The sequence below is a fragment of the Micromonospora sp. NPDC005163 genome, assembly GCF_053599835.1.
Genome location: NZ_JBSFYP010000031.1, coordinates 25,400 through 50,123, shown reverse-complemented (window position 1 = coordinate 50,123; position 24,724 = coordinate 25,400). Strand labels below are relative to the sequence as shown.

Genomic DNA, 24,724 nt, shown 5'->3' with positions numbered 1-24,724 from the left:
GGGAAGTCCATGCCGGAGGCGGTGATCGTCGAGGCGGTCCGGACGCCGATCGGCCGGCGCGAGGGTGTGCTGTCCGGCCTGAAGGCCGTGGAGCTGCTGCGGCACGTCCAGGTCGAGGTGATCCGCCGGGCCGGGATCGAACCGGGCGAGGTGGAGCAGATCATCGGCGGCTGCGTCACACAGGTGGGCGAGCAGAGCCTCAACGTCACGCGCAACGCCTGGCTCAACAGCGGCCTCGACTACGAGGTCGCGGCGAGCACGGTCGACGCCTCCTGCGGCTCCGCCCAGCAGGCCAACCACCTGATCGTGGCGCTCATCGCCGCCGGCGCCATCGACGTGGGCATCGCCTGCGGCGTGGAGTCGATGAGCCGGGTGCCCGTCGGCACCAACCTCTACCAGGGGCCCGGGCATTACAAGACCTCCGACTACCCGTACGACGACCCGCCTAGGGCGCAGTTCGGCGGCGCCGAGCGGATCGCGGCCCGGCAGGGGCTGACCCGCGCGGACGCCGACGCCTACGGGCTGCGCTCGCAGCAGCGGGCGGCCCACGCCCGCGCCGAGGGCCGCTTCGACCGGGAGATCACCCCGGTGCCGCTGCCCGACGGCACCCTGGCCGACGCCGACGAGGGTATCCGGGAGACCACCGCCGAAGGGCTGGCCGCCCTGCGGCCGGTGATCCCCGACGGCATCCACACCGCCGGCACCATCTCCCAGATCTCCGACGGCGCGGCCGCGGTGCTCTGGATGTCCCGGGACCGCGCCGCTGCCCTCGGTCTGCGGCCCCGAGCCCGGCTGGCCCACCAGGTGGTCACCGGCGCCGACCCCTACTACCTGCTCGACGGCCCGACCGTGGCCACCCGCAAACTGCTCAAGCGGGCCGGGATGACCGTCGACGACGTCGACGTCGTCGAGGTCAACGAGGCGTTCGCGTCCGTCGTGCTCTCCTGGGCCGCGCACCACGACGCCGACCTGGACCGGGTCAACGTCAACGGTGGCGCCATCTCCCTCGGGCATCCGCTGGGCAGCAGCGGCAGCCGGCTGCTGGTGACCGCCCTGCACGAGCTGGAACGCGACGGTGGCGAGGTCGCCCTGGTCACCATGTGCTGCGGCGGCTCGCTCGGCACGGCGTCGCTGCTGGTGCGGGAGTAGGCTGGCATGGACACCGACATGCGCGCCGCGCCGACGCCGCCCGCCCCCGAGACCCGCGACGCCGCGGCCTTCTACGCCGACGCCCGCCACGACCTGACCGGGCCGCTGCAGGGCGTACGGGTCCTGGACGTCACCAAGGTGTGGTCCGGCCCGGTGGCGAGCTGCGTCCTGGCCGACCTCGGCGCCGACGTGCTGCGGGTGGAGATGCCCGGCAACCGGGAGGGCCTGATGCCCCCGGACATCCCCGGCACCGGGCTGTCCTGGTTCCGGCAGAGCGTGCACCGCAACAAGCGCAGCATCGGTCTGGACCTGCGCCGCCCCGGCGCGGCCGAGGTGTTCCTGCGGCTCGTCGCCACCGCCGACGTGGTGGTGGAGAACTACAAGCCCGGGACGCTGGACGCCTGGGGCGTCGGCTACCAGGCCTGTCGGGCGGTCCGACCGGACGTCGTGCTGGTCTCCGTCTCCGGCTACGGACAGTTCGGCCCGGACGCGGGACGGCCCGGCTACGACCCGACCACCCAGGCCGCCGCCGGCTGGATGGCGCTCAACGGCGAGCCCGACGGCGCACCGCTGAAGGCGCCCACCTTCCTCGCCGACGACCTCGCCGGCCTGCACGCGGTGATCGGCGCGCTGGCCGCGCTGCGCCACCGCGACCGCACCGGCGAGGGCCAGCACGTCGACGTGAGCATGCTCGACTCGCTGCTCTTCTCCAGCAACGGCTACCTCACCCTCGGGGCCACCGGCGTGCCGCTGCGCCGCTGGGGCGACCAGGCCGACTTCGTGGTGCCGGCCGGCTGTTTCCGGTGCGCCGACGGCCACGTCTACGTGGCGGTCGCCCTGGACCGCTCCTGGCGGCGGCTGGCCGAGGTGGTCGGCCGCCCCGAACTGGCCCTGGCGCCCGGGTACGCGACCAACCAGGAACGCCGCGACAACCGCGCCACGGTCAACGCGGTCGTCGCCGACTGGTGCGCCGGGCGGGGCTGCGCCGAGGTGGTCTCCACCCTCGACGCGAACGGGATCACCGCCGAGCGGGTCCGCACGTTCGCCGAGGCCGCGGCCGACCCGCAGGTCCACGCCCGGGCGATGGTGCAGGAGACGGTGCTGTCCAACGGCAGCACCGCGCCACTGACCGGGCCGGCGGTCAAGTTCTCCCGGACGCCGACGGCGGTCCGCTCCGGCGCACCGGAACCCGGCGCCGACACCGAACGGGTCCTCGACGAGATCGGCGTCGACGCGGCCACCCGGGAACGGCTGCGCGCGCAACGGGCGATCGGATGAGGAGGAGGTGACATGGCAACGGCAGGCGCCGCGCCGCGCTGCGCGCTGGTGACCGGGGTGTCCCGGGGGATCGGCCGGGCGGTCGCGCTGCGGCTGGCCACCGAGGGGTACGCGGTGGCGGGCTGCTACAGCGCGCCGAGCGAGGCCGCGGAGAAGACCCGCGCGGAGGTCGAGGCGTACGGGGTCGGGACCTGGTTCGGGCCGTGCGACGTGACCGACCCGGCCGCGGTCGACGAGTTCGTCTCGACCGCCGAGCGGCACCTCGGGCCGCTCACCGCGCTGGTCAACAACGCCGGCATCACCCGGGACCGGCCGTTGGTGCTGATGGCGCCCGACGAGTGGCACGACGTGCTCGGCACCAACCTGACCGGCACCTGGAACACCTGCCGGACCGTCGCCTTCCGCTTCCTCAAGCGACGCCGCGGGGCCATCGTCAACCTCTCCTCCGTGGCGGGTGTCAGCGGCAACACCGGGCAGGCCAACTACGCCGCCAGCAAGGCCGGCATCATCGGGCTCAGCCTGTCCCTGGCCAAGGAGGTCGCCGGGTACGGCGTACGGGTCAACGTGGTGGCGCCCGGCTTCATCGAGACCGACATGACCGCCGCGCTGCCGGGCAAGCTGCGCGACGCGGCCCTGGGGCGGATCCCGTTGGGCCGTTTCGGCGCACCCGCCGACGTCGCCGAGCTGGTCGAGTTCCTGCTCTCGGAGCGGGCCGGCTACGTCACCGGCCAGGTGATCCGGGTGGACGGGGGGATCGTGCTGTGACCGCCGCACCCACGTTCAGCGTCGGAACCCGCCCCGCCGAGACGTACCGGGCCGCGGCGGCGCCCCTGCCGGCGATCCGCTGGGTCGAGGTGTCCGCCGGGCCCCGGGGCGGGATCAGCCTGCGCGCCGGCACCACGGTCGACCCGGCCGACGTCTACCTGGGCGGGCACTTCCCGGAGCTGACCGTCTACCCGGGCGTGTTCACCCTGGAGACGATCGGGCAGGCGGTGACCGCGGCCGTCGGCTACTGCGCGGGCCGGCTGCCCCAGCTGCACCGGTTGCGCTCCGCCCGGTTCCTCGCCCCACTGCTCGCCGGGGACACGCTCACCGTCGAGGCGTCGGTCGGCCCGGTCGCCGAGGACCAGTCGTTCGAGGTCGCCGCCCGGTGCGTACGCGGCGACGGGGTCCCCGCGGCGACGGTGCGGGCGGTGTACCGCTGGCCGGCCCCGGACGGGGAGGGCACCTGATGAGACTGGACCACGGCGAGCTGCGTGCCCTGCTGCCGCACCGGTACCCGATGCTGCTGCTCGACCGGGTCGACAGCGTCGAGCCGGGAGCGAGCCTGGAGGCGGTCAAGGCGGTCACCGGCTGCGAACCTTGCTACCGGGGGATCGCCGAGGGGCAGGCCCCCGACCGGTACGCGTACCCCGCCTCGCTGCTGATCGAGTCGTTCGGTCAGGGCGCGGCGGTGCTCTGGCTGCTGTCCCGCGGGCCGGGCACGGCCGGGCTGCCGATGTTCACCGCGGCCCGCGACTGCGTTCTGCTGCGCCCGGTCTACCCGGGCGACGTGATCCGGCACCGGGTCCGGCTGGAACAGGTCGTGCACGGGGCCGCGTTCGCCTCCGGATCCAGCTGGGTCGGGACCGACCAGGTGGCGGAGTTCGGCTCGATGATGGCGGTCGTCCGACCGGCCGACGCCATCTCCGGAGCCCGATGATGAGAGGAAGAGGGAATCCCGATGAGTGAACGCGAACAGCACATGGCGGAGCTGCGGGAGATCGTGGCCGAGGTGCTCGAGTTGGAACCGGAGGAGGTCGCCGACACCGCCGACTTCGTCGAGGAGTACGAGGCGGACTCGTTGCGGGCGATCGAGATCCTGGCCCGGATCGAGAAGAGGTACCGGGTGGAGATCCCGCAGGCCGAGCTGAACGAGATGCGCAGCCTCAAGGCCGTCCACGAGGTCGTGGCGCGACACGCCGGCTGGCAGGACTGACCCGTGCACCGCGTGGTCGTCACCGGGCTCGGTCCGGTGTCCGGCATCGGCATCGGCGTCGACGAGTTCACCGCCGGGCTGCGCTCCGGCCGGTCGGCCGCCGCGCCCATCACCAGCTTTGATGCGAGCGGGTTCCCGCACCACTGGGCCGGCGAGGTGCCCGCGTTCCGACCGGAGGCGCTGCTGCGACGCCTGCGGATCGCCGACTGGGGCCGCTCGGCGCTGTTCGCCGCCGCGGCCGCCCGGCTGGCCGTGACGGACGCCGGTCTGCCGCTGCCCGCCCTCGATCCGGGGCGCGTCGGCGCGGTCGTCGGCACCACCAGCGGCGAGTCCACGGTGGTGGAGCAGCTCACCGCGGAGCTCGTCGAGGGCGGCTACCCGGCCATGTCCGTCGAGGCGCTACGGCAGGCGCCGGCCGAGCGGTTGTCCTACGCGGTGAGTGCGGAGCTGGGGCTGGCCGGTGAGTCGGTCACCCTCACCACCGCCTGCTCGGCCAGCAACTACGCCATCGGGTACGCGTACGACCTGCTCTGCTGCGATGAGGCGGACGTGATGGTGGCCGGCGGCGCCGACTCGGTGTGCCGTTGGGCGCACGCCGGCTTCTTCCGGCTCGGCGCGCTGACCGAGCGGGCGTGCCGACCGTTCGACCGGGACCGCTCCGGCATCCTCACCGGCGAGGGCGGCGCGGCCCTGGTGCTGGAGACCCTGGACCACGCGCGGGCCCGGGGCGCCCGGATCTACGCCGAGGTGCTCGGTTACGGCGTCAACTGCGACGCCCACCACATGGTCGCGCCCAACGAGGAGAGCGTCGCGGCGTGCATGCGCCTGGCCCAGGACAACGCCGGGGTCAAGCCGGAGGACGTCGACTACATCAGCACGCACGGCACCGGCACGCCCGCCAACGACCTGTGTGAGGCGCGGGCGATCCGGGCGGTGTTCGGCGACCGGGTGCCCCCGGTCAGCTCGATCAAGTCGATGCTCGGTCACACCATGGGCGCGGCGAGCGGGTTCGGCGCCATCGCCACCACGCTGGGCATACGGCACGGGTTCCTGCCCCCGACCATCAACTGGGTCAACCCCGACCCGGAGCTGTCCTGGATCGACCCGGTGCCGAACACGGCCCGATCGGCCACCGTACGGGTGGCGCAGAACAACGGGTTCGCCTTCGGCGGCAACAACGCCATCACGATCTTCGGGGCGATCCGGTGACCGGCCTGGTGACCGGCTGGGGTGTGCTCTCCGCCGCCGGGGACTCCGTCACGGAACTGCTCGCCGCCGTGCGGGCCGACGCCGTCGTCCGCGCCGACGTCCGCGACCGCTTCGAGGAGCCGCTGCCCACGGCCGAGGCGCCGGCGATCGCCGACTTCGACGTACGCCGACTGCTCGGCCGCAAGGGCACCAGCTTCCTGGACCGGGCGACCGCGCTGGCCATGGTGGCCTGCGGACGGGCGCTGGCCGACGGGGAGCTCACCCCGGACGACGACAACCGGCACCGCGTCGGTGTGGTGCTGGGCACCACCACCGGCAGCCTGAAGTCCACCATGGACTTCTCCCGCGAGACGCTGCTGCAGGACAAGCCGTACCTGGTCAACCCGGTGCTGTTCCCGAACACGGTGATGAACTGCGCGAGCGGCCAGGCGGCGATCCGCTACGGGCTGCGCGGCGTCAACGCCACCGTGGCCGGCGGCCCGCTCGCCTTCCTGTACGCGCTGCGCTACGCGCTCAACGCCCTGCGCCGGGGGTACGCCGACGCCCTGCTGGTCGGCGGGGTGGAGGAGTACACGCCGAACACGGCGTGGGCGGCGGAGCTCACCGGCGCCGGCCCGGCCGGCGAGGCCGCGGCCGTCTATCTGCTGCGCCGCCCGACGCCCGGCGTCACCATGCCATCGCGCGCGGAGGTGCTCGCGGTGGCCACCGGCTTCCAACCGGAGGGGACCGGCGACGCACTCGCCGGCTGCGTCCGCCGTGCGCTGGCCGCCGCGAAGGTCCGCCCGGCCGACGTCTGGGCGGTCGCCAGCGGTGACCTCGACGCGGACAGCCTGTCCGACGTGGTGCCGGCCACCGCGCAGCGGCTGTCGGTGCGCCCGGCGCTCGGTGACTGCCAGGCCGCCACCGGCGCGCTGGCGCTGGGCGTGCTGCTGGCCCGGTACGCCGAAGAACCCGCCACCCGCGGACGACCCGCGCTGATCACCGGCCAGTCCCGCGACGGCGCGGTTGCCGCGGCCGTGGTGCGGGGGTAGCACATGCCGGCGACCATCACCGCCAGCGCGGTCCGTACCTGCTTCGGCGACGGCCCGGCCACCTTCGCGGCGCTGCTGCGGGGTGACTGCGGTACCGCCCCGCTGCGGCGGACGGACCCCGCTCGGGTGGGCGTCGGGCACGGCTACCCGATCGCCGACGACCGGCCGTTCGGCCCGAGCCGCTGGCTGACCGAGTGCGTGGCGGAGGCCCTCGCCGCTGCCGGCCTCGACCCGCGTCGACGGCGGGTGGTCAGCCTCATCGGCAGTGGGCTGCGCGAGTCGGCGGAGGTGGAGCGCGCGGCCCTGAGCGGGACGGTCGACTTTCCCGCCGAGCGGCTGCACTTCGCTGGCGCGGTCACCACGGCGGCACCCGGCGTGCGGCGGGTGGTGACCCTGGCCAACGCGTGCAGCGCCGGCGGGCACGCCCTCGCTCTGGCGCAGGATCTGGTGGAGACTGGTGAGGCGGACGCCGTGCTGGTCGGCGGCACCGACGGCAGCACCGCCTCCATGCTCGCGATGATCGGTCGGGTGGCCAGCCGGCCGGCACACCGGGTGCGGCCCTTCGACGCCGATCGGGCCGGCGTGCTGCTCGGCGACGGCGCGGCGGTCCTGGTGGTCGAGCCGGAACGTTCCGGCGCCGGCCTGGCCCGGTTGCTCGCCACCGGGCTGTCCTGCGACGCCGGGCACGAGACGGCACCCGACCCGGCCGGCATCCTGCGGGCCGTCCACGACGCTCACCGCCGTGCCGACCGCCGGCCCGACCAGGTCGATCTCGTGCTGGCGCACGGCACCGGCACCGCGCTGAACGACGAGACCGAGGCGCGCGTCGTCGCGGAGGTGTTCGCCGGCTGCGAGCCCGGGCCCCTGGTCACCGCCGTGAAGGGCGCCGTGGGCCACACGTCCGGCGGATCGGCGCTGCTCAGCGTCGCCGTCGCCATCGAGATCCTGCGTACCGGCCGGGTTCCGCCGGTGGTCGGGCTGACCCGACCGGCATCCGAGGCGGCCGGGCTGCGGCTGGTCCGCGACGCGGCCGTCCGGGCCGACCCGCGAGTGGCGCAGGTCGACGCGTTCGGCTTCGGCGGTCTCAACGCCGTCACCCTCCTGGAGGCGCTGCGATGACCGGCCGCGCCGACGCCGCGCACCTCGCGCCGCCCTCGGACCGCTCCGTGCAGATGCCGCCGGACGGGTCGCCCGCCACCGACTCGGCCGGGACCGGGAACGGTCCGGATCGGCCGATCGCCGCCGTCCTCGCCGCCTCCCTGCACCTGCCCGGGGTCGGCCTGCCGGACGGTGTCGCCGACGACGAGCCGGCCTGTCCTTCCGAGCGGGCCGCCGACCTGCTCGGCCGTAAAGGCCTGCTGGCCAAGGAGCCGGCCACCCGGCTCGCCCTCTGCGCCGTGCACCGGGCGTTGGGCCTGCCGCCGAAGGCGCCCCGCCGGACCGGGCCGGCGGACCCGGGTATGGCCGTGGTGGTCAGTTCCAACCTGGGCAACGTCGCGACCGTCGGCGACATCGCCTGCCGGCTGCGCGACGGCGGCCCACGCGAGGTCGGGCCCCTCGAAGCGCCGAACGCCTCCAGCAACGTCATCGCCGGGGCAATCGCCATCTGGTTCCGGTTCGGAGGGCCCAACCTCACCGTCTGCTCCGGGGCCACCGCGGGCCTGGACGCGATCTGGCTGGCAGGGCTGCTGCTGCGTACCGGGCGCGCCGACCGGGTGGTCGTGGTCGGCACGGAACCGGACGACCCGCAGGCCCAGGCCCTGCACGCCGCCCGGGAGGGTGCTGTCGCCGGGCGGCCCCTGCGGGCCGGGGCGGCCTGCCTGCTGCTCAGCCCGGTCGGCGCGCCACAGCGACCGCTGGCCCTGTTGGGGCCGGTCCGGGCGGGTGCCCCCACCGACGGCTCACCGCACGCGCCCCTGGTCGACTCGACCGTCCTGGCCGGCGACCACTACGGCGCCGCGGGCGTCGTGCACACCGCGCTGGCTGTACGGCTGGGCGGCGGCGAGGCGACGAGCGTCACGGTCCGCTGCGGCGACCCCGTCGACGGTGTCCGCGAGCTGAGTGTCCTGGTGGGACCGCGATGAGCGGCACGCCACCCCCGGTCGCCGTGCACCGGCTCGCCGGCCCCGGATCCGGGGCGCCGACCGTGCTCCTCGCGCACGGCATGTCCGACACCTGGCGGAGTTGGCGGCCCTTGGCGGCGCGGCTACCCAGCGGCTGGCGGCTGCTCGCGGCCGAACTGCCGTGGAAGGCCGGCACCGACCACCGCTGGCGGCGTCGGGGCACCCCGGGGTCCTGGCTGGCCGCCGCCGTACGCGCCATGGCCACGCCACCCGACGTCGTGATCGGGCACTCGCTCGGCGCGAACGCGGTGCTGGAGATGGTGGCCACCGAACCGGACGTCGCACCCCGCGGCGCGATGCTCATCGCGCCGTTCTACTGCCCGCCCGACCTGCCGATCACCTGGGCGGTGCACGAGCGGGCGCAGGCCAACTTCGTGCAGATCATCGACGAGGGGCTGCGCAACCGCCTCGGCCCTCGGCTGGCCGATCTGGACGCGGAGACGCTGGCCGCCATGCGGGACATCATGGTGGAGCGGATCGGGCCGGTCGGCTTCACGACGCTGTTCGACCACTTCACCGCGACCGCCCACCTGCCGCTGCACGCGGTGACCGTGCCGACCATGGTGCTCACCGGCGGCCGGGACCCCGGCCTCGACGGCCCGCGCGTCGGCGCACTGCGGGTCCAACTGCCCGACGCGCACGTCGTCGTCGAGTCCGACTTTCACCACTTCTGTCATCTCGACCGGGCGGCCGAGGTGGCCCGACACGTCGCGGGCTTCGTCGAGAAGGTCTGCCCCGACCCCGCGATCCGAGGAGGTACGCCGTGACCACGGCGGTTGAGAACGCATCCGTGACACTGTCCGCCCGGCCCGGTTTCGAGGGCGCGAACATCCGCACCTGGATCGGGTTCAAACACTTCGCGTACCTGGTGGAGCAGGGCGTCCTGCAGTGGTTCCGGGAACACGGGCACGGCCCGGGCCGGCTCTACCACGAACACGGGGTGGGGTTGTCGATCCGGGACTGCTCGCTGCTGCTGCCCGCCGTGCTCGATGTCGACGACGAGGCGACGGTGGTGACGACCCCCGGCGCCAACGGCCGGTTCGCGGTCCGGATGAACGTCCGCCGCGACGCCGACGTCACCGTGTGCCGGGCCCGGGTGCGGGTCGCCCTGGTCCGGGAGGCGGACGTACCGCAGGCGGCGCCCCTGCCGGCGGAACTGGCCGGCCTCGCGGAGGAGCCGGCCGCCGGTGAGCCGGGCGTCCCCGCCGGCGCGGACCCGGCCGCGACCCTGCGCGCCGCCGGCGCGGGATTCGTGTGGCCCTGGCGGGTGCCCTACTTCTACTGCCAGTACTCCCAGCGCGTGCAGCACTCCGGGTACGTCCGGCTGCTCGAGGAGGTGGTCGACCGCTACCTCGCCGACCGGGGCGTGTCGGTGGGTCGGATGCTGCGCGAGCGGGGCTGGATCCCGGTGGTCTCCCGGGCACGGATCGAGGTGCTCGGCGACGCCCACCTCGACGAGCCCATGTGGATCACCTTCACCGTCACCGACGTGCTCAAGGACGTCACGTACGACGCGCGGATGGACTGTCACGTCCGGCGCGAGGGACGCCTGGTCCGGGTGGCGACCGCCAGCATCCTGCACGGGTACGCCGTCAGCCGGGGGCCGGAGGCGGGCCGGCTGGCCACCCTCGACCCGGACACCGTCGCGGCCCTCACCGACGGAGGTCGGTGATGGCCGTCAAGCGCCCCCGCCTGTACTTCTCCTTCCGCAGCCCGTACAGCTGGCTGGCGGTGGAGCGGCTGACCCGGACACTGGGCCGACCGCAGGAGGTGCTGGAGTTCATCCCCTACTGGGACCCGGACGAGCGCACCGAGGCGGCGCTCAGAGCCCGCGGCGGCGCCTTCCACTACGTGCAGATGAGCAAGCCGAAGCACCTGTACCTGCTCCAGGACGCCAAGCGGCAGGCCCAGCGGCTGGACCTGCCGATGCGCTGGCCGATCGACATCGACCCCTGGTGGGAGGTGCCGCACCTGGGCTGGCTGGCCGCGCGGGAGCGGGGAGCGGGGGAGGCGTTCTACCGGGAGGTCATCGCCGCCCGCTGGCAACGGGGCGAGGACGTGTGCACACCAGAGGTGATCTCCCGGGTCGCCGAGCGGGCCGGGGTGGACCCGGCGGTGGTGCTCGGCGCGGTCGAGGACTCCACGGTCCGGTCCGCCGGGGTGGACTGCCTGCTGCGGGCCTACGAGGAGGACATCTTCGGCATTCCCTACCTGCGGCTGGGCCCGCACCGGTTCTGGGGAGTGGACCGGGTGGACGACTTCCTCACCGCGTACGCCCAGCGGACCGGCACACCGGTCACGCCGCCGGCGGTGACGGCGGGAGTGGGCGGCTACGACACCGACACCGGAGGCGGCTGTGGCTGAGCGAAGAGATCCGGAGCGGGAGCGGGCCCACTGCCGCCGGCAGTTGATCCTGACGTTGCGTGCCTTCGCCCTGGCCGGGTTCGACGAGGGCGCCGGTGGCCACGTCACCGCCCGGGACCCGATCGAGCCGGACACCTTCTGGATCAACCCGTTCGGCCGGCACTTCGGGCACGTCCGCGACGACGACCTGCTGCGGGTCGACCACACGGGGGACGTGGTCGACGGCACGGGCCGGATCAACCCCGCCGGGTACGCCATCCACTCGGCCATCCACAAGGCACGCCCGGACGCGGTGGCCGCCGCCCACACCCACTCGATCCACGGTCGGGCGTTCTCGGCGCTGGGTCGGCCGCTCGCCCCGATCACCCAGGACGCCTGCGCCTTCTTCGAGGACCACGAGGTCCACGACGAGTACGGCGGGGTGGTCCTCGACGGCGCGGAGGGCGACCGGATCGCGGCGACGCTGGGCACCGGCAAGGCGGTCATCCTGCGCAACCACGGCCTGCTCACGGTCGGCGGTTCGGTGGCCGAGGCCGCCTGGTGGTTCCTGGCGATGGACCGCTGCTGCCAGGTGCAGCTGCTCGCCCAGGCGGCCGGTGAGCTGGTGGTGATTCCCGCCGATGCGGCCCGAGCCGCCCGGGCGGACATCGGCACCCCGCAGATCGCCCGACTGAACTTCCGGCCGGTCGCGGAGCACGTCCTGGCCCTCAGCTCCGACCTCACGGACTGAATCACGCGCAGACAGGAGTGACCAGTGGCCGAGCTGCTGAAGAACATGGTCCGGGACCGGGCCGGCGACGTAGCGCTGACCGACGAGCGGACCACGCGGACGTGGGCGGAGCTGGACCGGTCGGTGGACCGGTGGATCGGCGTGCTGCGCGGGGCCGGCCTGGACGTGGGGGACCGGGTGGCGTTTGTGCTCGGCAACCGGCACGAGACCTTCGAGGCGCTGCTGGCCTGCGTGCACGCGGGGCTGGTGGCGGTGCCGGTCAACTGGCACCTCACCGCACCGGAGATCGCCCACATCCTGACCGACTGCAACGCCAGGGCGGTGCTCACCGAGGCGACGTACGCCGCGACCGTACGCGAGGCGGTGGCCCGCACACCGGTGGCGCCCGAGCTGTTGATGACAGTCGACGGCGGGGAGGGTTTCACGCTGGTGGACGACCTGCCTGAGGGCCCGGCGGTCCCGACGGTCTCCGGTGGTGTGCTGCTCTACACCTCGGGCACCAGCGGACGCCCCAAGGGGGTGGTCAATCCGCTGCTGAAGGTCGGCGCTCCGGTCGACCGGGTGGCCGCCACCACCGAGATGCTGGGCGGCGGGCTGGGCATCCCGACCGAGGGCCAGGCGCTGCTGGTCGGTCCCTGGTACCACTCGGCGCAGCTGTTCTTCGCCCAGTTTCCGCTGCTGCGCGGGTGCGGGCTGGTGATGCGCCGCGGGTTCGACCCGGTCGAGGTGCTGCGACTGATCGACGAAGAGAAGATCACGATCAGTCATCTGGTGCCGACCCAGTTCATCCGCCTGCTCCGGGTCGACGCCGCCACCCGGGCGGCGTTCTCCGGCGCCAGCCTGACCCGGATCTGGCACGGCGGCGGCCCCTGTCCACCGGAGACCAAGCGGGCGATGATCGACTGGTGGGGGCCGGTGTTCGTGGAGTACTACGCCGCGACCGAGGCCGGCATCGTCACCCTCGCCGACTCGCACACCTGGCTGGCCCGGCCGGGCACGGTGGGCCGGCCGGCACCGCCCACCGAGGTGGTGGTCATCGACGACGAGGGCCGACCGGTGCCCGCCGGGCAGGAGGGCCGGGTGGCCGTCCGGCGGCCTCCGGGCCGGGGATTCCACTACCACAACGCCCCGGAGCAGACCGAGCAGGCGCACGTCGCCCCGCACACCTTCACCGTCGGCGACCTCGGCCGCCTGGACGAGGACGGCTACCTGTTCCTCACCGGCCGCTCGGCGGAGCTGATCGTCACCGGCGGGGTGAACGTCTACCCGGCCGAGGTGGAGGCGGTGCTGCTGACCCACCCCGCCGTGCAGGACGGCGTGGTCATCGGGGTGCCGGACCAGGAGTTCGGCGAGCAGGTCCGGGCGGTGGTGCAGCTCGACCCGGCGTGGCCGGCCGAGGACATCGACCGGGTCCTGGACGCGCACTGCCGGGCCAGCCTGGCCGGTTTCAAGGTGCCACGCTCGTACGAGGTGATCGACCGGATCCCCCGCGAGCCCACCGGCAAGCTGCCCCGGCGGGCGTTGCGGGACCGTTACCGGCAGGCTCCGGTGTCGCCGAGTCTGCTCGCGGACCCGGCCAGCTACCTGACCGGCGTGCCGCACGACGAGTTCGCCCGCCGCCGGCGGGACACGCCGGTGGCCTGGGTCGACGAGGTCGAGCTGACCCGTACCGACCAGGACCGGTCGGTGCGCTCCCAGGGCCGGGGCTTCTGGGCCGTCACCCGGTACGCCGCGGTGTCCGAGGTGTCCCGCGACCCGGCGACGTTCTCGTCCGCGGCCAGCGGGGCGTTCCTCGCCGACCCCCGGACCCTGCAGGACCTGCACCGCAACCGGCAGCTTCTGATCAACATGGACGCTCCGGAGCACGCCTGGGTGCGTCGGCTGGTGGCGGGGGCGTTCACCCCGCGCGCGGTGGGTCGCCTGGGTGAGCTGGTCACCCGACACGCCGAGGAGGTGGTCTCGCGGGCGGTGGCCGCCCGGGAGATCGACGTGGTGACGGACCTCGCGGCGGAGTTGCCGCTGCTCGTCCTCACCGACCTGCTGGGCATGCCGCAGGCGGACCGCACGCTGCTGTTCGAGTGGAGCAACAACCTGGTCGGGTTCGACGATCCGCGGTACGGCGGTGGCAGCGTGGACCGGTACCGGGACACCTTCGCCGCCGCCTTCGCGTACGTCCGGCAGTTGGCCGCGGAGCGGCGCGCCCGGCCGACCGACGACCTGCTCAGTTTGCTGGTGCACGCCGAGGCCGACGGCCGGGGCCTGACCGACGCGCAACTGTGCCAGCTCTGGCTGCTGCTCGTCATCGCCGGCAACGAGACCACCCGGCACCTGATCTCCAACGGGGTGCAGGCGCTGCTGGAGCGCCCCGAGCAGCGGGATCGGCTGATCGCCGACCCCGACCTGACCGGGACCGCGGTGGAGGAGCTGCTGCGCTGGGTCACGCCGATCATGCAGTTCCGGCGGACCGCCACCCGCGACACGGTCCTCGACGGCACCCGGATCGCCGCCGGGGACAAGGTGGTCATCTACTACGCCTCGGCCAACCGGGACCCGGCCGCCTTCGCGGACCCGGACCGGCTGGACCTCGGTCGTGATCCCAACCCGCACCTGGCGTTCGGCATCGGGCCGCACTTCTGCCTGGGCGCGCACCTGGCCCGGCTGGAGATGGCGGCCTTCCTCACCGCGATCCGCCCGCATCTGGCCCGGCTTCGACCGACCGGGCCGGTGCGCCGGATGCGGACCAACTTCATGAACGCCATCACCGCGATGCCCGCGCGCTTCGACGCCGCGCCGGAAGGGGAGTGACCCCATGCCACTGGACCTGCACTGGTTCCTGCCGTCGCATGGAGACGGCCGTGACCTGGCCGAGCCGGCCCGGGGCGGCGCCAGGCCGACCGGCGTCACCCGCCGGCCGCCGGACATCGGCTATCTGGCCCAGGTGGCCCGCGCCGCCGACCGGCTGGGGTTCACCAGCGTGCTCACCCCGGCCGGACTGTTCTGTGAGGACCCGTGGGTGGTGGCGTCCGCGTTGGCCGCGCAGACCGAGCGGCTGAAGTTCATGATCGCGCTGCGGCCGGGGCTGGCCTCACCCACGCTGGTGGCCCAGATGGCCGCGACCCTGCAACGCGTCTCCGCCGGCCGGGTGCTGCTCAACATCGTGGCCGGCAGCGACCCGGACGAGCAGCGCCGCTACGGCGACTGGCTGGACCACGACGCCCGCTACGCCCGCGCGGAGGAGTTCCTCACCGTGCTGGGCGGCCTCTGGGGCGGCCAGCCGGTCGACCACACCGGCGAGCACTACCGGATGAAGGCCGCGCTGCTGGCCCGGCCTCCGGCCACCGCGCCGGCCGTGTTCCTGGGCGGGTCCTCGCCGGCGGCACAGCGGGCGGCGGCCCAGCACGCGGACGTCTACCTGGCCTGGGGTGAGACACCCACCCAGCTCGGGGAGCTGCTGGGCCGGGCACGCGACCTGGCGGCGGAGGCCGGGCGGACGCTGCGCACCGGGAGTCGACTGCACGTGATCACCAGGGACACCGCCCGGGAGGCGTGGGCTGAGGCGGACCGGCTGCTCGCCGGCGTCGACTCGGCGCGCATCACCGCCGCCCGCCAGCGGTTCGCCCGTACCGACTCGGAGGGGCAGCGGCGGGCGGCGGCGCTGCACGCGGGCGGCAACGCCCGGATGGAGGTGTACCCGAACGTCTGGGCGGGCTACTCCCTGATCCGGCCGGGCGCCGGCGCGGCGCTGGTCGGCAGCCACGAGGAGGTCGCGGAGCGGATCGCCGAATACCACGCCGCGGGGGTCGAGCATCTGATCCTGTCCGGGCAGCCGCACCTGGAGGAGGCGTACTGGTTCGGTGAGGGGGTGCTGCCGCTGCTGCGGCACGACGGTCTCCTCGACGCCGGCGCCGCGCGGACCCCGGAGCTGGCGGTGGGCCGATGACGTCGTCCGGCACGGAACTGCCGATGACCACACTGATCGGCAACCCGAAGCCGCACTCGCGGACGCGGACCGTCGCGCTGGCCACCGCGGCGGCGCTGCGGGCCCGGCTGACCCACTGCCCGACCCCGGTCGCAACGCCGACCGTGATCGACCTGTCCGAGCTGACGGCCGAGCTGGTCGGTCAGGGCAGCCGGCCGGAGACCCTCGACGAGGTGCTGGAAGCGGTACGCCGACCGGGGCTGCTCTTGGTGGCCAGTCCCACGTTCAAGGCGGCGTACAGCGGTTTGTTGAAGCTCTTCGTCGACGTGCTGCCCCGGGGCGCGCTGGCCGGGGTGGTGGCGGTGCCGCTGATGACCGCGGCCCGATCCGGTCATCGGCACGTCGTCGACACCTACCTGGGTGCCCTCCTGGCCGAGGTGGGCGCGTGCGTACCCACCTCGGGTTTGTGCGTGCTCGAACGGGACTTCGACACGGCGGAGGTCGGCATCGGGCTCTGGCTGGACCGGGCGGCGCCAGCGGTGGCGGACGCGCTGGCCGACGTGCCCGACCCGGCAGCCGAGCCCGGAGTCAGCCGGCGTTGACCTCGGTATCGTGCTTGCGGCGCATCCGGCTGATCCAGCCCTGCGCCGTGTGCACCGGGACGTCGAAGTGCTCGGCCACCCGGCTGATCGTGCCGACCTGCTCGTAGACCGCCTCCAGGTCCGCGGGGTCGGGTGCCCGGCGGTAGGCGCGCCCGGCCTTGAGCCGGCTGAGCCGCTCGGCTTCAGCGGCCCGGTGGGCGGGGCGGGGCGTCTGCGGGCGGGGGGCCGCGGCGGTGGTTGCGGGGACCGGCCCGACCGTCACGGCCGGACGGGAGGCGGCCGGCGGGATGTCGCCGACCGGGCGGCTCCGGTCTCGGTCCTGCGGCGGGATGAAGGCGCGCAGCAGGGCGTCGAAGTCGACGTACGGCAGCTCGCCGGTCAGGCCGGCGCTCTGTGGCGCGCGGACGGTGAGCTCCCGCACGACCGGGTGGCCGTTCCCGGTCTCCAGACGGACGACGGTCTGCGCCACGGGGCCGGTGATCTCCTCACCGTCGTCCTCGACGGGCACGATGGTGATGATGTATTGACTCACGACGATGCCTTTCTTGCGCATCTCCGGGAGAGCCAGTGCGGCTTCCGGCCCGCCGGTCAACCCTGTCGGGTTTGGCCGTTGGTGGGAGACAAGATATCAGATTCTGGCAGGCAGAAGGCGAGATATCCGACACTCCCCACGGGACGCCTATCCCTCATCTCCGTTTGATAGTGGGCATCACTGATCAAATCGGGTTCTCCGTGCGGACCCGCGATCCTCGCCAGACCCTCGATGGTTGACCCCTCCGGAGACCAGCAGCGCCGCCAGCCCGGCCCGCGACGACACCCCGGTCTTGCGGAAGATGCGGGTCAGGTGAGCCTCCACCGTCTTGACCGTCACGTACACCTGGTCCGCGGCTTCGGCGTTGCTCGCACCCGCCGCCACCAGCCGGGCGATGTCCCACTCCCGGCGCGTCAGGGTCAGCTCCCCGCCGGGGACCGCATCCGGCAGGCGCCCGGCCGCGCCCGCGGCACGACTCTGCTCGCCGGCCACGGCTCTCCGCAGCGGCGGGGAGTCGACCAGCTCCGCGATGCGCCGCGTCTCGGCGAGCTCGACCTCGGCTGCGGCCCACTCCCGCGCCTCACACAGGGCCCGTGCCCGCACCAGCCGTGCCGATGCCTCCTCCAGTCGCCAACCGAGGGTCGCGAAGGTGTCCGCCGCGGCGGCGGCCAGCTCTGCCGCGCGCCGCGGATCGGCCTCCAGGGTCAGCCGGGCCCGGGCGGTCCGGGTCAGCGCGCTCTGCCCCCGTAGCCCCAGCCGTTCGGCGTACCGCTCGGCCACGGTCAACCAGCGCGCCGCCGTGTCCCGACGACCGGCCTTGTGGGCCATCTCGGCCAGCGCCGAGGCCCAGCACGCCCGATTGGTCAGCTCGACGTGGTCGAGACCGTCTCCGCCGCAGGCCCGCAGCAACGTCGACGTCGAGCCGGCCCGGTCACCGGCCAGGAACCGCAGGCGCACCGCCACCCGCTGGCTCGCCCCGTCGTACCAGTTCTCCCGCCGGGTGCCGGCGTCCAACACGGCGGCGTCGGCCAGCTGACGGCCCGCCGTCGGGCCGCTGCGCCACGCCACGGCGATCGCCCGGTACGCGCGCGCCAGCGCCACCAAGGGGTCGACGCCCATGGCGACGGCCACCTCCTCGGCGTCCTCGCCCTCGAATCGGGCGCGGTCCAGGTTGCCCAACCGGGCGGTCACCGCGCACCGGCCGACCAGCAGCCAGGGGGTCAGCGCCACCAGACCGGAGCGGCAACAGATGTCCAGCGCGCGGTCGAAGTGGTGCAGGGCCGAGCGTTCCCGTTCGTGGAAGTACTCCGCCCAACCGAGCAGGGCCAGCAGGTCCGGGTGTTGGGCGAGATCGGTGTCGGCGAGTGCGTCCACCTCGGACGATGCCCGGTCCAGTGTCTCCGGCACGTGAATCCCGCAGTCGCTGTACGCCGCCACGAACGCCTGCACCACCGCCGCCGTCGTGGCGCAGACCGGCTCACCGGTCTGCGCGGCCAGCAGATCCAGACCCCGTGCGTCCTCCACCGCGTTCACGGATCCACTGAGGACTCCGGCGATCGCCGTCTCGGTGGTCAGCAGGAAACGGGTGCGCGGCGCGACCCGCTCGTCGCGGTGCGGCAGCAGCAGCGCGTACGCGTCGAACGGCCGGCCCAGCAGTCGTTCCACGCGCGCCCGCGCGGCCAGCGCCCGCAGCCGCTGGTCGCAGTCGGCGAGCGGACGGCGGGTGAGCTCCTGCAACAGGGTGCGGGCCTGGCGCAGGTGGCCCGCACCGACCAGCGCGTCGGCCATGGCGAACTCCAGCCGGGTGCGGCGCGGCTCGGTGACCTCGGCGGCGGGCAGCAGCCGTTGCACGTTGGTCAACCAGCGGATCGCGTCGAGTCGGGGCGCCAGCGCGCTCTCCGCGGCCTCGATGAGCGCGTCGGCCGTCGCTGGTTCGGCGCACTGCCCGCTGGCCGACAGGTGCTCGGCGTACCGGCTCACCGGATGTCCGGCATCGCGCAGGACGCTGGCCGCCGTGGCGTGCAGTCGTCGTCGCCGGCCGGGGGAGAGCGAGCGGTACACCACGGTGCGGTCCACCTCGTGGCGGAACGACAGGGTCGACGCCTCGGTGGGGTCGGTGCGCAACAGGTCGGCGGCCACCAGCGCGTCCAGCAGATCGCTGGTGACCTCCGGGCCGCGGCCGGCCAACGCCGCGGCCAGTGCCGGCTCGAACCCGCACGGGCACACCGAGACGACCTCCAGCATCTGCCGTTGCTCGTCGGTCAGCCCGTCGAGGTCGAGCTGGACCGCGCCGGTGACGTCGACGGGCAGCTCGGTGGGTAGGCCACGCAGGGCGGCGACCGGACCGTCCAAGGCGCCCGGCCGGTAGGCCAGCACGTAGCGGGGCACACCGCCGGAGAGCACGTGCACCCGCTGGGCGGCGCGCCCTTCCGGCAGCCCGAGCAGCGCGGCGACGCTGGCCGGATCGAGCGGGCTCAGGGTGACCGCCCGGCGGCTCAGGTAGATCCCGGCGGCGAGCGCCGCCGTCGCGCAGGAGGGCATCTGCCGCGGCCGGTACGCGGTGACCCACAGCAGACCTGGGGACGGCACCTGCGCGAGTCGGCCCAGCAGGGCCGCCGTCGCGGGCGAGACGGTGTGCAGGTCGTCCACGAGGAACAGCAGCGGGGTCGCCGGCGCGTCCAGCAGACTGGCGAGGGCCGCCTCGACCTGGTCACCGTCGCGCCCGGCGGCGGCCAGCACCGGTACGCCGGCCCGTCGGGCCCGCGCGGCGACCTCGCGCAGCAGCCGCGTCTTGCCCGTGCCGGGGTCGCCCACGAACTCGATCATCGTTGGCTGGCCGTCGCGGACACTCGCCAGTGCCCGGTCGAACAGGTCGAGCGCGCAGTTGCGGCCGACCAGGGGCTCGAGAGGGTCGCCCGACACTGTCGGGGCGAGGTCCTCCTCGCTGGTGTTCATCGGTGGTCCGCGACGAACGCTCGTGCGGCGCCGCCCGCAGAGGTGCGCCGCCGCGTGGGCGCGGTCGGACGCGCGTCGTGCGGTGCGACGACGGCCGGGCGGCCTGGTTGTCCGCGACGATGCGGCGAGCTTCGGTCCAGTTTCAACTGCCACCCCCAGGATGTGTCCCGTTCGGGCCTCTCGGCGTGCCCGATGCCGGCGGTGCCAATTGCCGGCGCTCGGGCGAGCGGCAGATGCAACTCTAGGGTGGCAAGCCAAGAACGGCGATCACGCGACCGGTTGGTCCTATTGCCGAAGAGAGCAAATGTTGATACCCAAAAACCGAAATAGTGGACTTCGTTCTTGACCCAGCGCGTACCGACGGTTGCGTTGGGTACACGACAATGTGGGGTTTCCCCTACTGTCGCATCGTTCTGCGTCGCTTAATGTCGACTCCGGCGGTGCGACGCCTTGGGGGGACTTCGGATGACCGTTCATTACCGATCCTATCTGGACAATTCGGTAAATGTGGAGGGGATGCTGAACGAGTCGGAGCGATGGCACGCATTCCAGTGCCTATTGCCGCCCCGCGCCGCAGTGGCCGACGCGTTCCTCACCCGCGGTGTCAGTCCACTGCTGCGCGACCTCCAGGCCGCCGACGAACTGTCCGGCTGGTCATTCACCCGACAGTCGCCCCGGGTGGTCAACCTCCACCTGTTGGGCCGCGCGCCGCGACTGCTGGCGGCCCGACTGGCCGGGCTGTGTGCGGCGGTCGGTGCGGAGGGGCCCGTGCACGCCCCGGACCTCGGCGCTCCGTCGGCCCGCGATCCACGACTGGTCGGCGTGGCGGTCGATCTGATCGGAATGACCCCTGGTCGCCAGGCCCGGCTCGCCGCCGCCGCCGACCTTGCGATGGTGGCGGCCGTGCGCAGTTGTCCCGCCGTGCGGAGCGGGGCCGAGCCCACCACGTCCGAGGGCGTGACCGTCCTGCCGGGCGCTCGCTGGCAGCGGATCTCCGCCGCGCTGGCCACCGAACGTCATCCGCTGACCTGCTGGTCGCGCCTGTTGGAGGCGTGCCGCCGCGCCCCCGGGTACGACGGCGCGATGACGTTCGACCTGGTCCACCTGCTGCACAATCAGCTCGGGCTCAGCCCTCGTGACGAGCAGCGCGTGCACGCCGACCTGATCCGTACGCTGTCGCGGCGCCGGACCCCGCGCCACTCGACGCGGTCACACCTGAGTGTCCTGCATGCCGGGGCGGTCCGCCCGAATAGCTGAGTGGGCACCCGGGGTCGCTCGTCCGCGGCCCTCCGGCGTCGGGGCGACCGATGGTCCCGACGCCGGACACCACCCTGCTTGCCAGGGTCAGCGGGCGAGCCAGTCCCGGTAGGAGGTGGGCGCGATCACGGCGTCCTGGGTGGCGATCAGCACGCCGCTGGGCGTCGCCGCGAACATCCCGGCGCTGTCGTCGGTGGTGACGGTGCGCTGGTCGCCCTTGGCGGCGAGGGTGATTCGGCCCAGCTCGTCGAGCGGGAAGACGTCGGGACCGGCGACGTTGCGGGTGCCCTGCAGGGGAGCGCCCATGCTGACGTCGGCGACGGCCTGGGCGACGTCGGCCGCCGCCATGGGCTGCAGCGGGCGGCTGGGCAGGCGGACGGTGTTCTCGTCGGCGGTCCAGGACATGACCGCGTCGACGAACTCGAAGAACTGGGTGACGCGGACGATTGAGTACGGAACGGGACCGGCCTTGAGGATGTCCTCCTGGAGGGCCTTGGCGCGGTAGTAGGCCAGGTCGGGGACCAGGTCGACGCCCACGATGGAGAGGACCACCGCGTGCCCGACGCCGGCCCGCTCGGCGGCGGTCAGGAGGTTGTCCATGGTCGTCTGGAAGAAGGCGGGGGAGGCGTCGTCGAAGGTCGGCGAGTTCGTCAGGTTGACGACGACGTCGGTGTCCTTGAGCGCCTCGGCCAGACCCTGCCCGGTGAGGAGGTCGACCCCGGTCGACTGGGAGTGCGGCAGCGCGTCGTGCCCGGCCGCCTGCAGGATCTTGACGACCTGGGACCCGATCAGGCCGGTCCCGCCCATCACGGCGATCTTCATGTTCGTTCCACCTTCCCTGTGGTGATTGCAGCCCGTTTGTCCGGCGACGTCTCTGCCGGGCCGGATACTCGGACTTCTTATGTCCGGGAACTGTACTCGGATAGGATGAGTCCGAGTATCGGGGTGGCTAGGGTGAAGCGATGAAGATGTCCGGCGGGGTCGAGTGGGCGCTGCACTGCTGCGTCGTCCTCACGGTCAGCAGCAGGCCCGTCCCGGCGGCCAAGCTCGCGGAACTGCACGACGTCTCCAGCAGCTACCTCGCCAAGCAGCTCCAGTCGCTCGCCCGCGCCGGCCTCATCCACTCCGTGCAGGGCAAGTCCGGTGGCTACGCGCTGACCCGCGCACCGGGAAGCATCACGTTGCTCGACGTGGTGCGGGCCGTCGACGGCCCCGGGCCCGCCTTCGTCTGCACCGAGATCCGACAACGCGGCCCGATGGCGACCCCGGCCAACGCCTGCACCCGGGCGTGCCCGGTCGCCCGCGCCATGTGGACCGCCGAGGAGGCGTGGCGCGAGGCGCTCGCCGCGGTCACGATCGCCGATCTCGCCCGCGACGTCGGCACCGACTCCGGCCCGGAGGCACTGCCCGCGGTGGGCACCTGGCTGACCGGCGCCAACGACCACTGACCCGCCGTCAGCCGGCGTGGCGTACCTCGGTGTCCCAGATCTGCGCCCACGGACGCCGCAGCCCCCGGCACACGAAGATCGGGCCGCCGTTCTCGTCGTTGTCCACCTCGACCCGCTGGTCCACCCGCCCGGCGAGTGCGCACTCGTCGAACCAGGCGTTCAGCGGGGCGGAGCGTTCCCACCCGACGACGATCACCACGTCGGCGTCGGCGGGTGGTCGGCCGAAGTCGACCATGCTGTTGTGCCCGGAATACGCGCGGGGCAGATCATGGGCCGGGCCGTAGCGGGCCAGCGCGCCGGCCTCGCCGTAGTTGCCGGTCAGGATGACCGTCCGCGAGCGCTCCTGAAGTGGCAGGCCACGGTGGACGGTGGCGACCGAGTCGGCGAACGCCGGCCAGCCGATGGTTTCACCGGCGTCGTAGTTGACGTCCACCACGAAGCCGGGCAACCGGTCGGCCGGCAGCACCGGCAGCAGCAGCACGATGTTGGGTAGCAACAGCGGCACCGCGCCCAGCGCGAGCAGACTCCGGCGCGGCCCGACCGCACCGCGCGACGCCCAGGCGGCGATGACCGTTGCCCCGGCGGCGGTCAGGACCAGCAGCAGCGGCGCGTCGTAGTAGCCCTTCCCGCCGGCGATCAGCACGATGCCGACCACGACCAGCCACGACCAGCCCACCGCCCGGTACGCCCGCCACGCCGACCGGCGCAGCAACGCGACGAGCCCGGCGATCCAGATCGGCACCGCGTACGGGCTGATGATGACGAACTGGAGGGTCAGCGCGTCGAGGCGGCCACTGTAGGAGCTGTCGCCACCGGAGATCGAGGCGGCCACCGACAGCTGCGGAAACCCGTGCGCGGCCTGCCAGATCAGGTTCGGCGCGGCCAGCAGCGCCGCGATCCCGGCGGCGGCGAGCACCCACCGGTCGCGCAGCAGCCGGCGCGGCCCGGCGATGCCCACCCCGGCGATCAGGCCCACGGCCAGCAGCGCGGGCAGCAGCTTGTTGAGCATGCCCACGCCGAGTGCCAGCCCGATGCCGAGCGCCCACCGGCTGTCGCCGGTGCGCAGCAGCCGCACCGCGCACAGCACGGCGGCCAGCCAGGCCAGCGGGTCGACGGTGGTGGTGCTGAGCAGATGCCCGCCCGCGAGCACGATGCCGGACAGCCCGGCGAGCAGCGCCGCGAAGCTCTGCCCGCCCCGGCCGGCGCCCAGCTCCCGGGCGATGGCGGCGACCAGCAGGACCGCACCACCGGCCAGCAGTGCCGACGGGGTGCGCAGCACGACCAGGTTGCCGGGCGCGATCGTGTCGAGCAGCCGGGCCAGCGCCGGGACCAGCGGACCCTGGTCGACGTAGCCCCAGTCGAGGTGCCGGCCGCAGAGCAGGAAGTACAACTCGTCGCGGTGATAGCCGTAGCGGCCGGCGAGCACCAGCAGCGTCACGCTGACCGCCGCGGCCACCAGCCACGGCCCGAGCGTGCGGGGGCCGGGCGTCGATGGCCCCGGCGGCGGGGACGTTGGGGCCGGCTGGTGGGGGCGGTCGGTGGCGGTGCCGGGTTCGCTCACGCACCCATCATCACCGATCCACCGCGCTGCTCACGCCCTCCATCTGGCTGCTTCGGGCGTCAGCGCCCGGTCCGGCAGTGGGGGACCGATACGGCGAGAGTTCCACCAGCCCGCTTGTTCTTGCCCAATGCGACGTCAACGAATGCCCCGACGCCGACCTGCGCGGCGTCCGCCAGCTGGGCGATGAGCAGTAGTCGATGCCGCGTGTGCTCCGGTTCGCCGGGTAGGTCGGTGACCGGCGGTCGGTGACCGCCAGGGAGCAGTACGGCCAGCAGCGACCACCGATCCCACCCGTCCGGGTCCAGCTTCTCGGCGAGCAGCCCTGCGGTGTCCCTGAGGACCTGGTGCGCCCACGCGTGGGGCAGCCGCAGAAGGCGGTCGATGGAAGTCTGGAACTGCGCGTGGTCCTTCTGGTTGGCCGCTCGCACCCCGGCCACCACGGCGTTCCACAGCTCCTGCTCTGCCGGTGTGGGCAGCTGCCACATCACCGTCTCCTCTCCGTTAACCGGGCTGGCAGAAGCCTGCTGGCCCGGACCTCGCCGGCACCTCGCCGTCGCGGTCGCTTCACTGTGCCTTCTGTTGGGTGGC

The 24,724-nt window shown here is 73.6% G+C and carries 24 protein-coding genes; 19 read left to right on the top strand and 5 right to left on the bottom strand.

Features of this window, described 5'->3' with window-relative positions:
* Nucleotides 1-9: 9 nt before the first annotated feature.
* Genes ACWD6N_RS21580 through ACWD6N_RS21500 form a run of 17 tightly spaced genes read left to right on the top strand, consistent with a single transcriptional unit; the run spans nt 10 to nt 16,383 of the window.
* Nucleotides 10-1,149, top strand: coding sequence for a steroid 3-ketoacyl-CoA thiolase (locus ACWD6N_RS21580; protein ID WP_450005125.1), 1,140 nt, complete (start codon nt 10-12; stop codon nt 1,147-1,149).
* A gap of 18 nt (nt 1,150-1,167) precedes the next feature.
* Complete coding sequence (locus ACWD6N_RS21575; protein WP_450005140.1) at nt 1,168-2,427, top strand: CaiB/BaiF CoA transferase family protein; 1,260 nt, start codon at nt 1,168-1,170, stop codon at nt 2,425-2,427.
* 12 nt (nt 2,428-2,439) lie between these two features.
* Nucleotides 2,440-3,192, top strand: coding sequence for a 3-oxoacyl-[acyl-carrier-protein] reductase (fabG, locus tag ACWD6N_RS21570; RefSeq protein ID WP_354965210.1), 753 nt, complete (start codon nt 2,440-2,442; stop codon nt 3,190-3,192).
* Entirely contained in the window at nt 3,189-3,659 is a 471-nt protein-coding gene (locus ACWD6N_RS21565) for a hypothetical protein (RefSeq protein WP_450005124.1), read from the top strand. Before fabG ends, ACWD6N_RS21565 begins: the two co-directional genes overlap by 4 nt.
* Nucleotides 3,659-4,129: a 3-hydroxyacyl-ACP dehydratase FabZ family protein gene (locus ACWD6N_RS21560; RefSeq protein ID WP_354965208.1), complete on the top strand. Its 471-nt coding sequence runs from the start codon at nt 3,659-3,661 to the stop codon at nt 4,127-4,129. Before ACWD6N_RS21565 ends, ACWD6N_RS21560 begins: the two co-directional genes overlap by 1 nt.
* Nucleotides 4,130-4,150: 21 nt before the next feature.
* Entirely contained in the window at nt 4,151-4,405 is a 255-nt protein-coding gene (locus ACWD6N_RS21555; RefSeq protein WP_089020954.1) for an acyl carrier protein, read from the top strand.
* 3 nt (nt 4,406-4,408) lie between these two features.
* Nucleotides 4,409-5,614, top strand: a complete 1,206-nt coding sequence (locus ACWD6N_RS21550) for a beta-ketoacyl-[acyl-carrier-protein] synthase family protein (RefSeq protein WP_354965207.1) — start codon at nt 4,409-4,411, stop codon at nt 5,612-5,614.
* The gene (locus tag ACWD6N_RS21545) at nt 5,611-6,645 is read left to right on the top strand and encodes a beta-ketoacyl synthase N-terminal-like domain-containing protein (RefSeq protein WP_354965206.1); all 1,035 of its coding nucleotides are present in this window, start codon (nt 5,611-5,613) and stop codon (nt 6,643-6,645) included. Before ACWD6N_RS21550 ends, ACWD6N_RS21545 begins: the two co-directional genes overlap by 4 nt.
* 3 nt (nt 6,646-6,648) lie before the next feature.
* Nucleotides 6,649-7,764, top strand: coding sequence for a beta-ketoacyl synthase N-terminal-like domain-containing protein (locus ACWD6N_RS21540; RefSeq protein WP_354965205.1), 1,116 nt, complete (start codon nt 6,649-6,651; stop codon nt 7,762-7,764).
* Nucleotides 7,761-8,729, top strand: a complete 969-nt coding sequence (locus tag ACWD6N_RS21535; protein ID WP_387322587.1) for a beta-ketoacyl synthase N-terminal-like domain-containing protein — start codon at nt 7,761-7,763, stop codon at nt 8,727-8,729. The genes ACWD6N_RS21540 and ACWD6N_RS21535 overlap by 4 nt, the downstream gene beginning before the upstream one ends.
* Nucleotides 8,726-9,535 (top strand): alpha/beta fold hydrolase, encoded by an 810-nt coding sequence (locus ACWD6N_RS21530; RefSeq protein ID WP_387322585.1) that lies wholly within the window; start codon nt 8,726-8,728, stop codon nt 9,533-9,535. The genes ACWD6N_RS21535 and ACWD6N_RS21530 overlap by 4 nt, the downstream gene beginning before the upstream one ends.
* Nucleotides 9,532-10,440, top strand: coding sequence for a thioesterase family protein (locus tag ACWD6N_RS21525; protein ID WP_354965202.1), 909 nt, complete (start codon nt 9,532-9,534; stop codon nt 10,438-10,440). The genes ACWD6N_RS21530 and ACWD6N_RS21525 overlap by 4 nt, the downstream gene beginning before the upstream one ends.
* The gene (locus ACWD6N_RS21520; RefSeq protein WP_387322583.1) at nt 10,440-11,132 is read left to right on the top strand and encodes a 2-hydroxychromene-2-carboxylate isomerase; all 693 of its coding nucleotides are present in this window, start codon (nt 10,440-10,442) and stop codon (nt 11,130-11,132) included. The genes ACWD6N_RS21525 and ACWD6N_RS21520 overlap by 1 nt, the downstream gene beginning before the upstream one ends.
* Nucleotides 11,125-11,862 (top strand): class II aldolase/adducin family protein, encoded by a 738-nt coding sequence (locus ACWD6N_RS21515; protein ID WP_354965200.1) that lies wholly within the window; start codon nt 11,125-11,127, stop codon nt 11,860-11,862. Before ACWD6N_RS21520 ends, ACWD6N_RS21515 begins: the two co-directional genes overlap by 8 nt.
* Before the next feature lie 24 nt (nt 11,863-11,886).
* Nucleotides 11,887-14,667, top strand: a complete 2,781-nt coding sequence (locus ACWD6N_RS21510; protein ID WP_354965199.1) for a cytochrome P450 — start codon at nt 11,887-11,889, stop codon at nt 14,665-14,667.
* Nucleotides 14,668-14,671: 4 nt separating this feature from the next.
* On the top strand, nt 14,672-15,802 hold the full coding sequence (locus ACWD6N_RS21505; protein WP_450005123.1) for an LLM class flavin-dependent oxidoreductase: 1,131 nt from the start codon (nt 14,672-14,674) through the stop codon (nt 15,800-15,802).
* Between the two features lie 23 nt (nt 15,803-15,825).
* Nucleotides 15,826-16,383, top strand: coding sequence for an NAD(P)H-dependent oxidoreductase (locus ACWD6N_RS21500; RefSeq protein ID WP_354965197.1), 558 nt, complete (start codon nt 15,826-15,828; stop codon nt 16,381-16,383).
* On the opposite strand, the gene ACWD6N_RS21495 is transcribed toward ACWD6N_RS21500, so the two are convergent.
* Nucleotides 16,370-16,915, bottom strand: coding sequence for a hypothetical protein (locus ACWD6N_RS21495; RefSeq protein ID WP_354965196.1), 546 nt, complete (start codon nt 16,913-16,915; stop codon nt 16,370-16,372). The genes ACWD6N_RS21500 and ACWD6N_RS21495 overlap by 14 nt on opposite strands.
* A gap of 177 nt (nt 16,916-17,092) precedes the next feature.
* Nucleotides 17,093-19,870 (bottom strand): helix-turn-helix transcriptional regulator, encoded by a 2,778-nt coding sequence (locus tag ACWD6N_RS21490; protein ID WP_354965195.1) that lies wholly within the window; start codon nt 19,868-19,870, stop codon nt 17,093-17,095.
* 516 nt (nt 19,871-20,386) lie between these two features.
* Here ACWD6N_RS21490 and ACWD6N_RS21485 point away from each other — a divergent pair.
* On the top strand, nt 20,387-21,127 hold the full coding sequence (locus tag ACWD6N_RS21485; protein ID WP_354965194.1) for a hypothetical protein: 741 nt from the start codon (nt 20,387-20,389) through the stop codon (nt 21,125-21,127).
* 87 nt (nt 21,128-21,214) lie between these two features.
* On the opposite strand, the gene ACWD6N_RS21480 is transcribed toward ACWD6N_RS21485, so the two are convergent.
* On the bottom strand, nt 21,215-21,949 hold the full coding sequence (locus ACWD6N_RS21480) for an SDR family oxidoreductase (protein ID WP_387322579.1): 735 nt from the start codon (nt 21,947-21,949) through the stop codon (nt 21,215-21,217).
* 140 nt (nt 21,950-22,089) lie between these two features.
* Between ACWD6N_RS21480 and ACWD6N_RS21475 the strand changes: the two genes are divergently transcribed.
* Nucleotides 22,090-22,575: an RrF2 family transcriptional regulator gene (locus ACWD6N_RS21475; RefSeq protein ID WP_354965192.1), complete on the top strand. Its 486-nt coding sequence runs from the start codon at nt 22,090-22,092 to the stop codon at nt 22,573-22,575.
* A gap of 7 nt (nt 22,576-22,582) precedes the next feature.
* On the opposite strand, the gene ACWD6N_RS21470 is transcribed toward ACWD6N_RS21475, so the two are convergent.
* Together ACWD6N_RS21470 and ACWD6N_RS21465 are read right to left on the bottom strand one after the other, a co-directional pair.
* Nucleotides 22,583-24,136, bottom strand: a complete 1,554-nt coding sequence (locus tag ACWD6N_RS21470) for an ArnT family glycosyltransferase (RefSeq protein WP_354965191.1) — start codon at nt 24,134-24,136, stop codon at nt 22,583-22,585.
* A 59-nt stretch (nt 24,137-24,195) separates the two neighbouring features.
* Nucleotides 24,196-24,621: a hypothetical protein gene (locus ACWD6N_RS21465; RefSeq protein ID WP_354965190.1), complete on the bottom strand. Its 426-nt coding sequence runs from the start codon at nt 24,619-24,621 to the stop codon at nt 24,196-24,198.
* Nucleotides 24,622-24,724: the final 103 nt, after the last annotated feature.

What these genes read in the sequence shown, in the direction of transcription:
- ACWD6N_RS21465 (WP_354965190.1), bottom strand. Translation starts at nt 24,621, where the DNA reads ATGTGGCAGCTGCCCACACCGGCAGAGCAGGAGCTGTGGAACGCCGTG.
- ACWD6N_RS21530 (WP_387322585.1), top strand. Translation starts at nt 8,726, where the DNA reads ATGAGCGGCACGCCACCCCCGGTCGCCGTGCACCGGCTCGCCGGCCCC.
- ACWD6N_RS21485 (WP_354965194.1), top strand. Translation starts at nt 20,387, where the DNA reads ATGCTGAACGAGTCGGAGCGATGGCACGCATTCCAGTGCCTATTGCCG.
- ACWD6N_RS21540 (WP_354965205.1), top strand. Translation starts at nt 6,649, where the DNA reads ATGCCGGCGACCATCACCGCCAGCGCGGTCCGTACCTGCTTCGGCGAC.
- ACWD6N_RS21520 (WP_387322583.1), top strand. Translation starts at nt 10,440, where the DNA reads ATGGCCGTCAAGCGCCCCCGCCTGTACTTCTCCTTCCGCAGCCCGTAC.
- ACWD6N_RS21555 (WP_089020954.1), top strand. Translation starts at nt 4,151, where the DNA reads ATGAGTGAACGCGAACAGCACATGGCGGAGCTGCGGGAGATCGTGGCC.
- ACWD6N_RS21475 (WP_354965192.1), top strand. Translation starts at nt 22,090, where the DNA reads ATGAAGATGTCCGGCGGGGTCGAGTGGGCGCTGCACTGCTGCGTCGTC.
- ACWD6N_RS21535 (WP_387322587.1), top strand. Translation starts at nt 7,761, where the DNA reads ATGACCGGCCGCGCCGACGCCGCGCACCTCGCGCCGCCCTCGGACCGC.
- ACWD6N_RS21560 (WP_354965208.1), top strand. Translation starts at nt 3,659, where the DNA reads ATGAGACTGGACCACGGCGAGCTGCGTGCCCTGCTGCCGCACCGGTAC.
- ACWD6N_RS21490 (WP_354965195.1), bottom strand. Translation starts at nt 19,870, where the DNA reads ATGAACACCAGCGAGGAGGACCTCGCCCCGACAGTGTCGGGCGACCCT.
- ACWD6N_RS21575 (WP_450005140.1), top strand. Translation starts at nt 1,168, where the DNA reads ATGCGCGCCGCGCCGACGCCGCCCGCCCCCGAGACCCGCGACGCCGCG.
- ACWD6N_RS21480 (WP_387322579.1), bottom strand. Translation starts at nt 21,949, where the DNA reads ATGAAGATCGCCGTGATGGGCGGGACCGGCCTGATCGGGTCCCAGGTC.
- ACWD6N_RS21505 (WP_450005123.1), top strand. Translation starts at nt 14,672, where the DNA reads ATGCCACTGGACCTGCACTGGTTCCTGCCGTCGCATGGAGACGGCCGT.
- fabG (WP_354965210.1), top strand. Translation starts at nt 2,440, where the DNA reads ATGGCAACGGCAGGCGCCGCGCCGCGCTGCGCGCTGGTGACCGGGGTG.
- ACWD6N_RS21500 (WP_354965197.1), top strand. Translation starts at nt 15,826, where the DNA reads ATGACCACACTGATCGGCAACCCGAAGCCGCACTCGCGGACGCGGACC.
- ACWD6N_RS21580 (WP_450005125.1), top strand. Translation starts at nt 10, where the DNA reads ATGCCGGAGGCGGTGATCGTCGAGGCGGTCCGGACGCCGATCGGCCGG.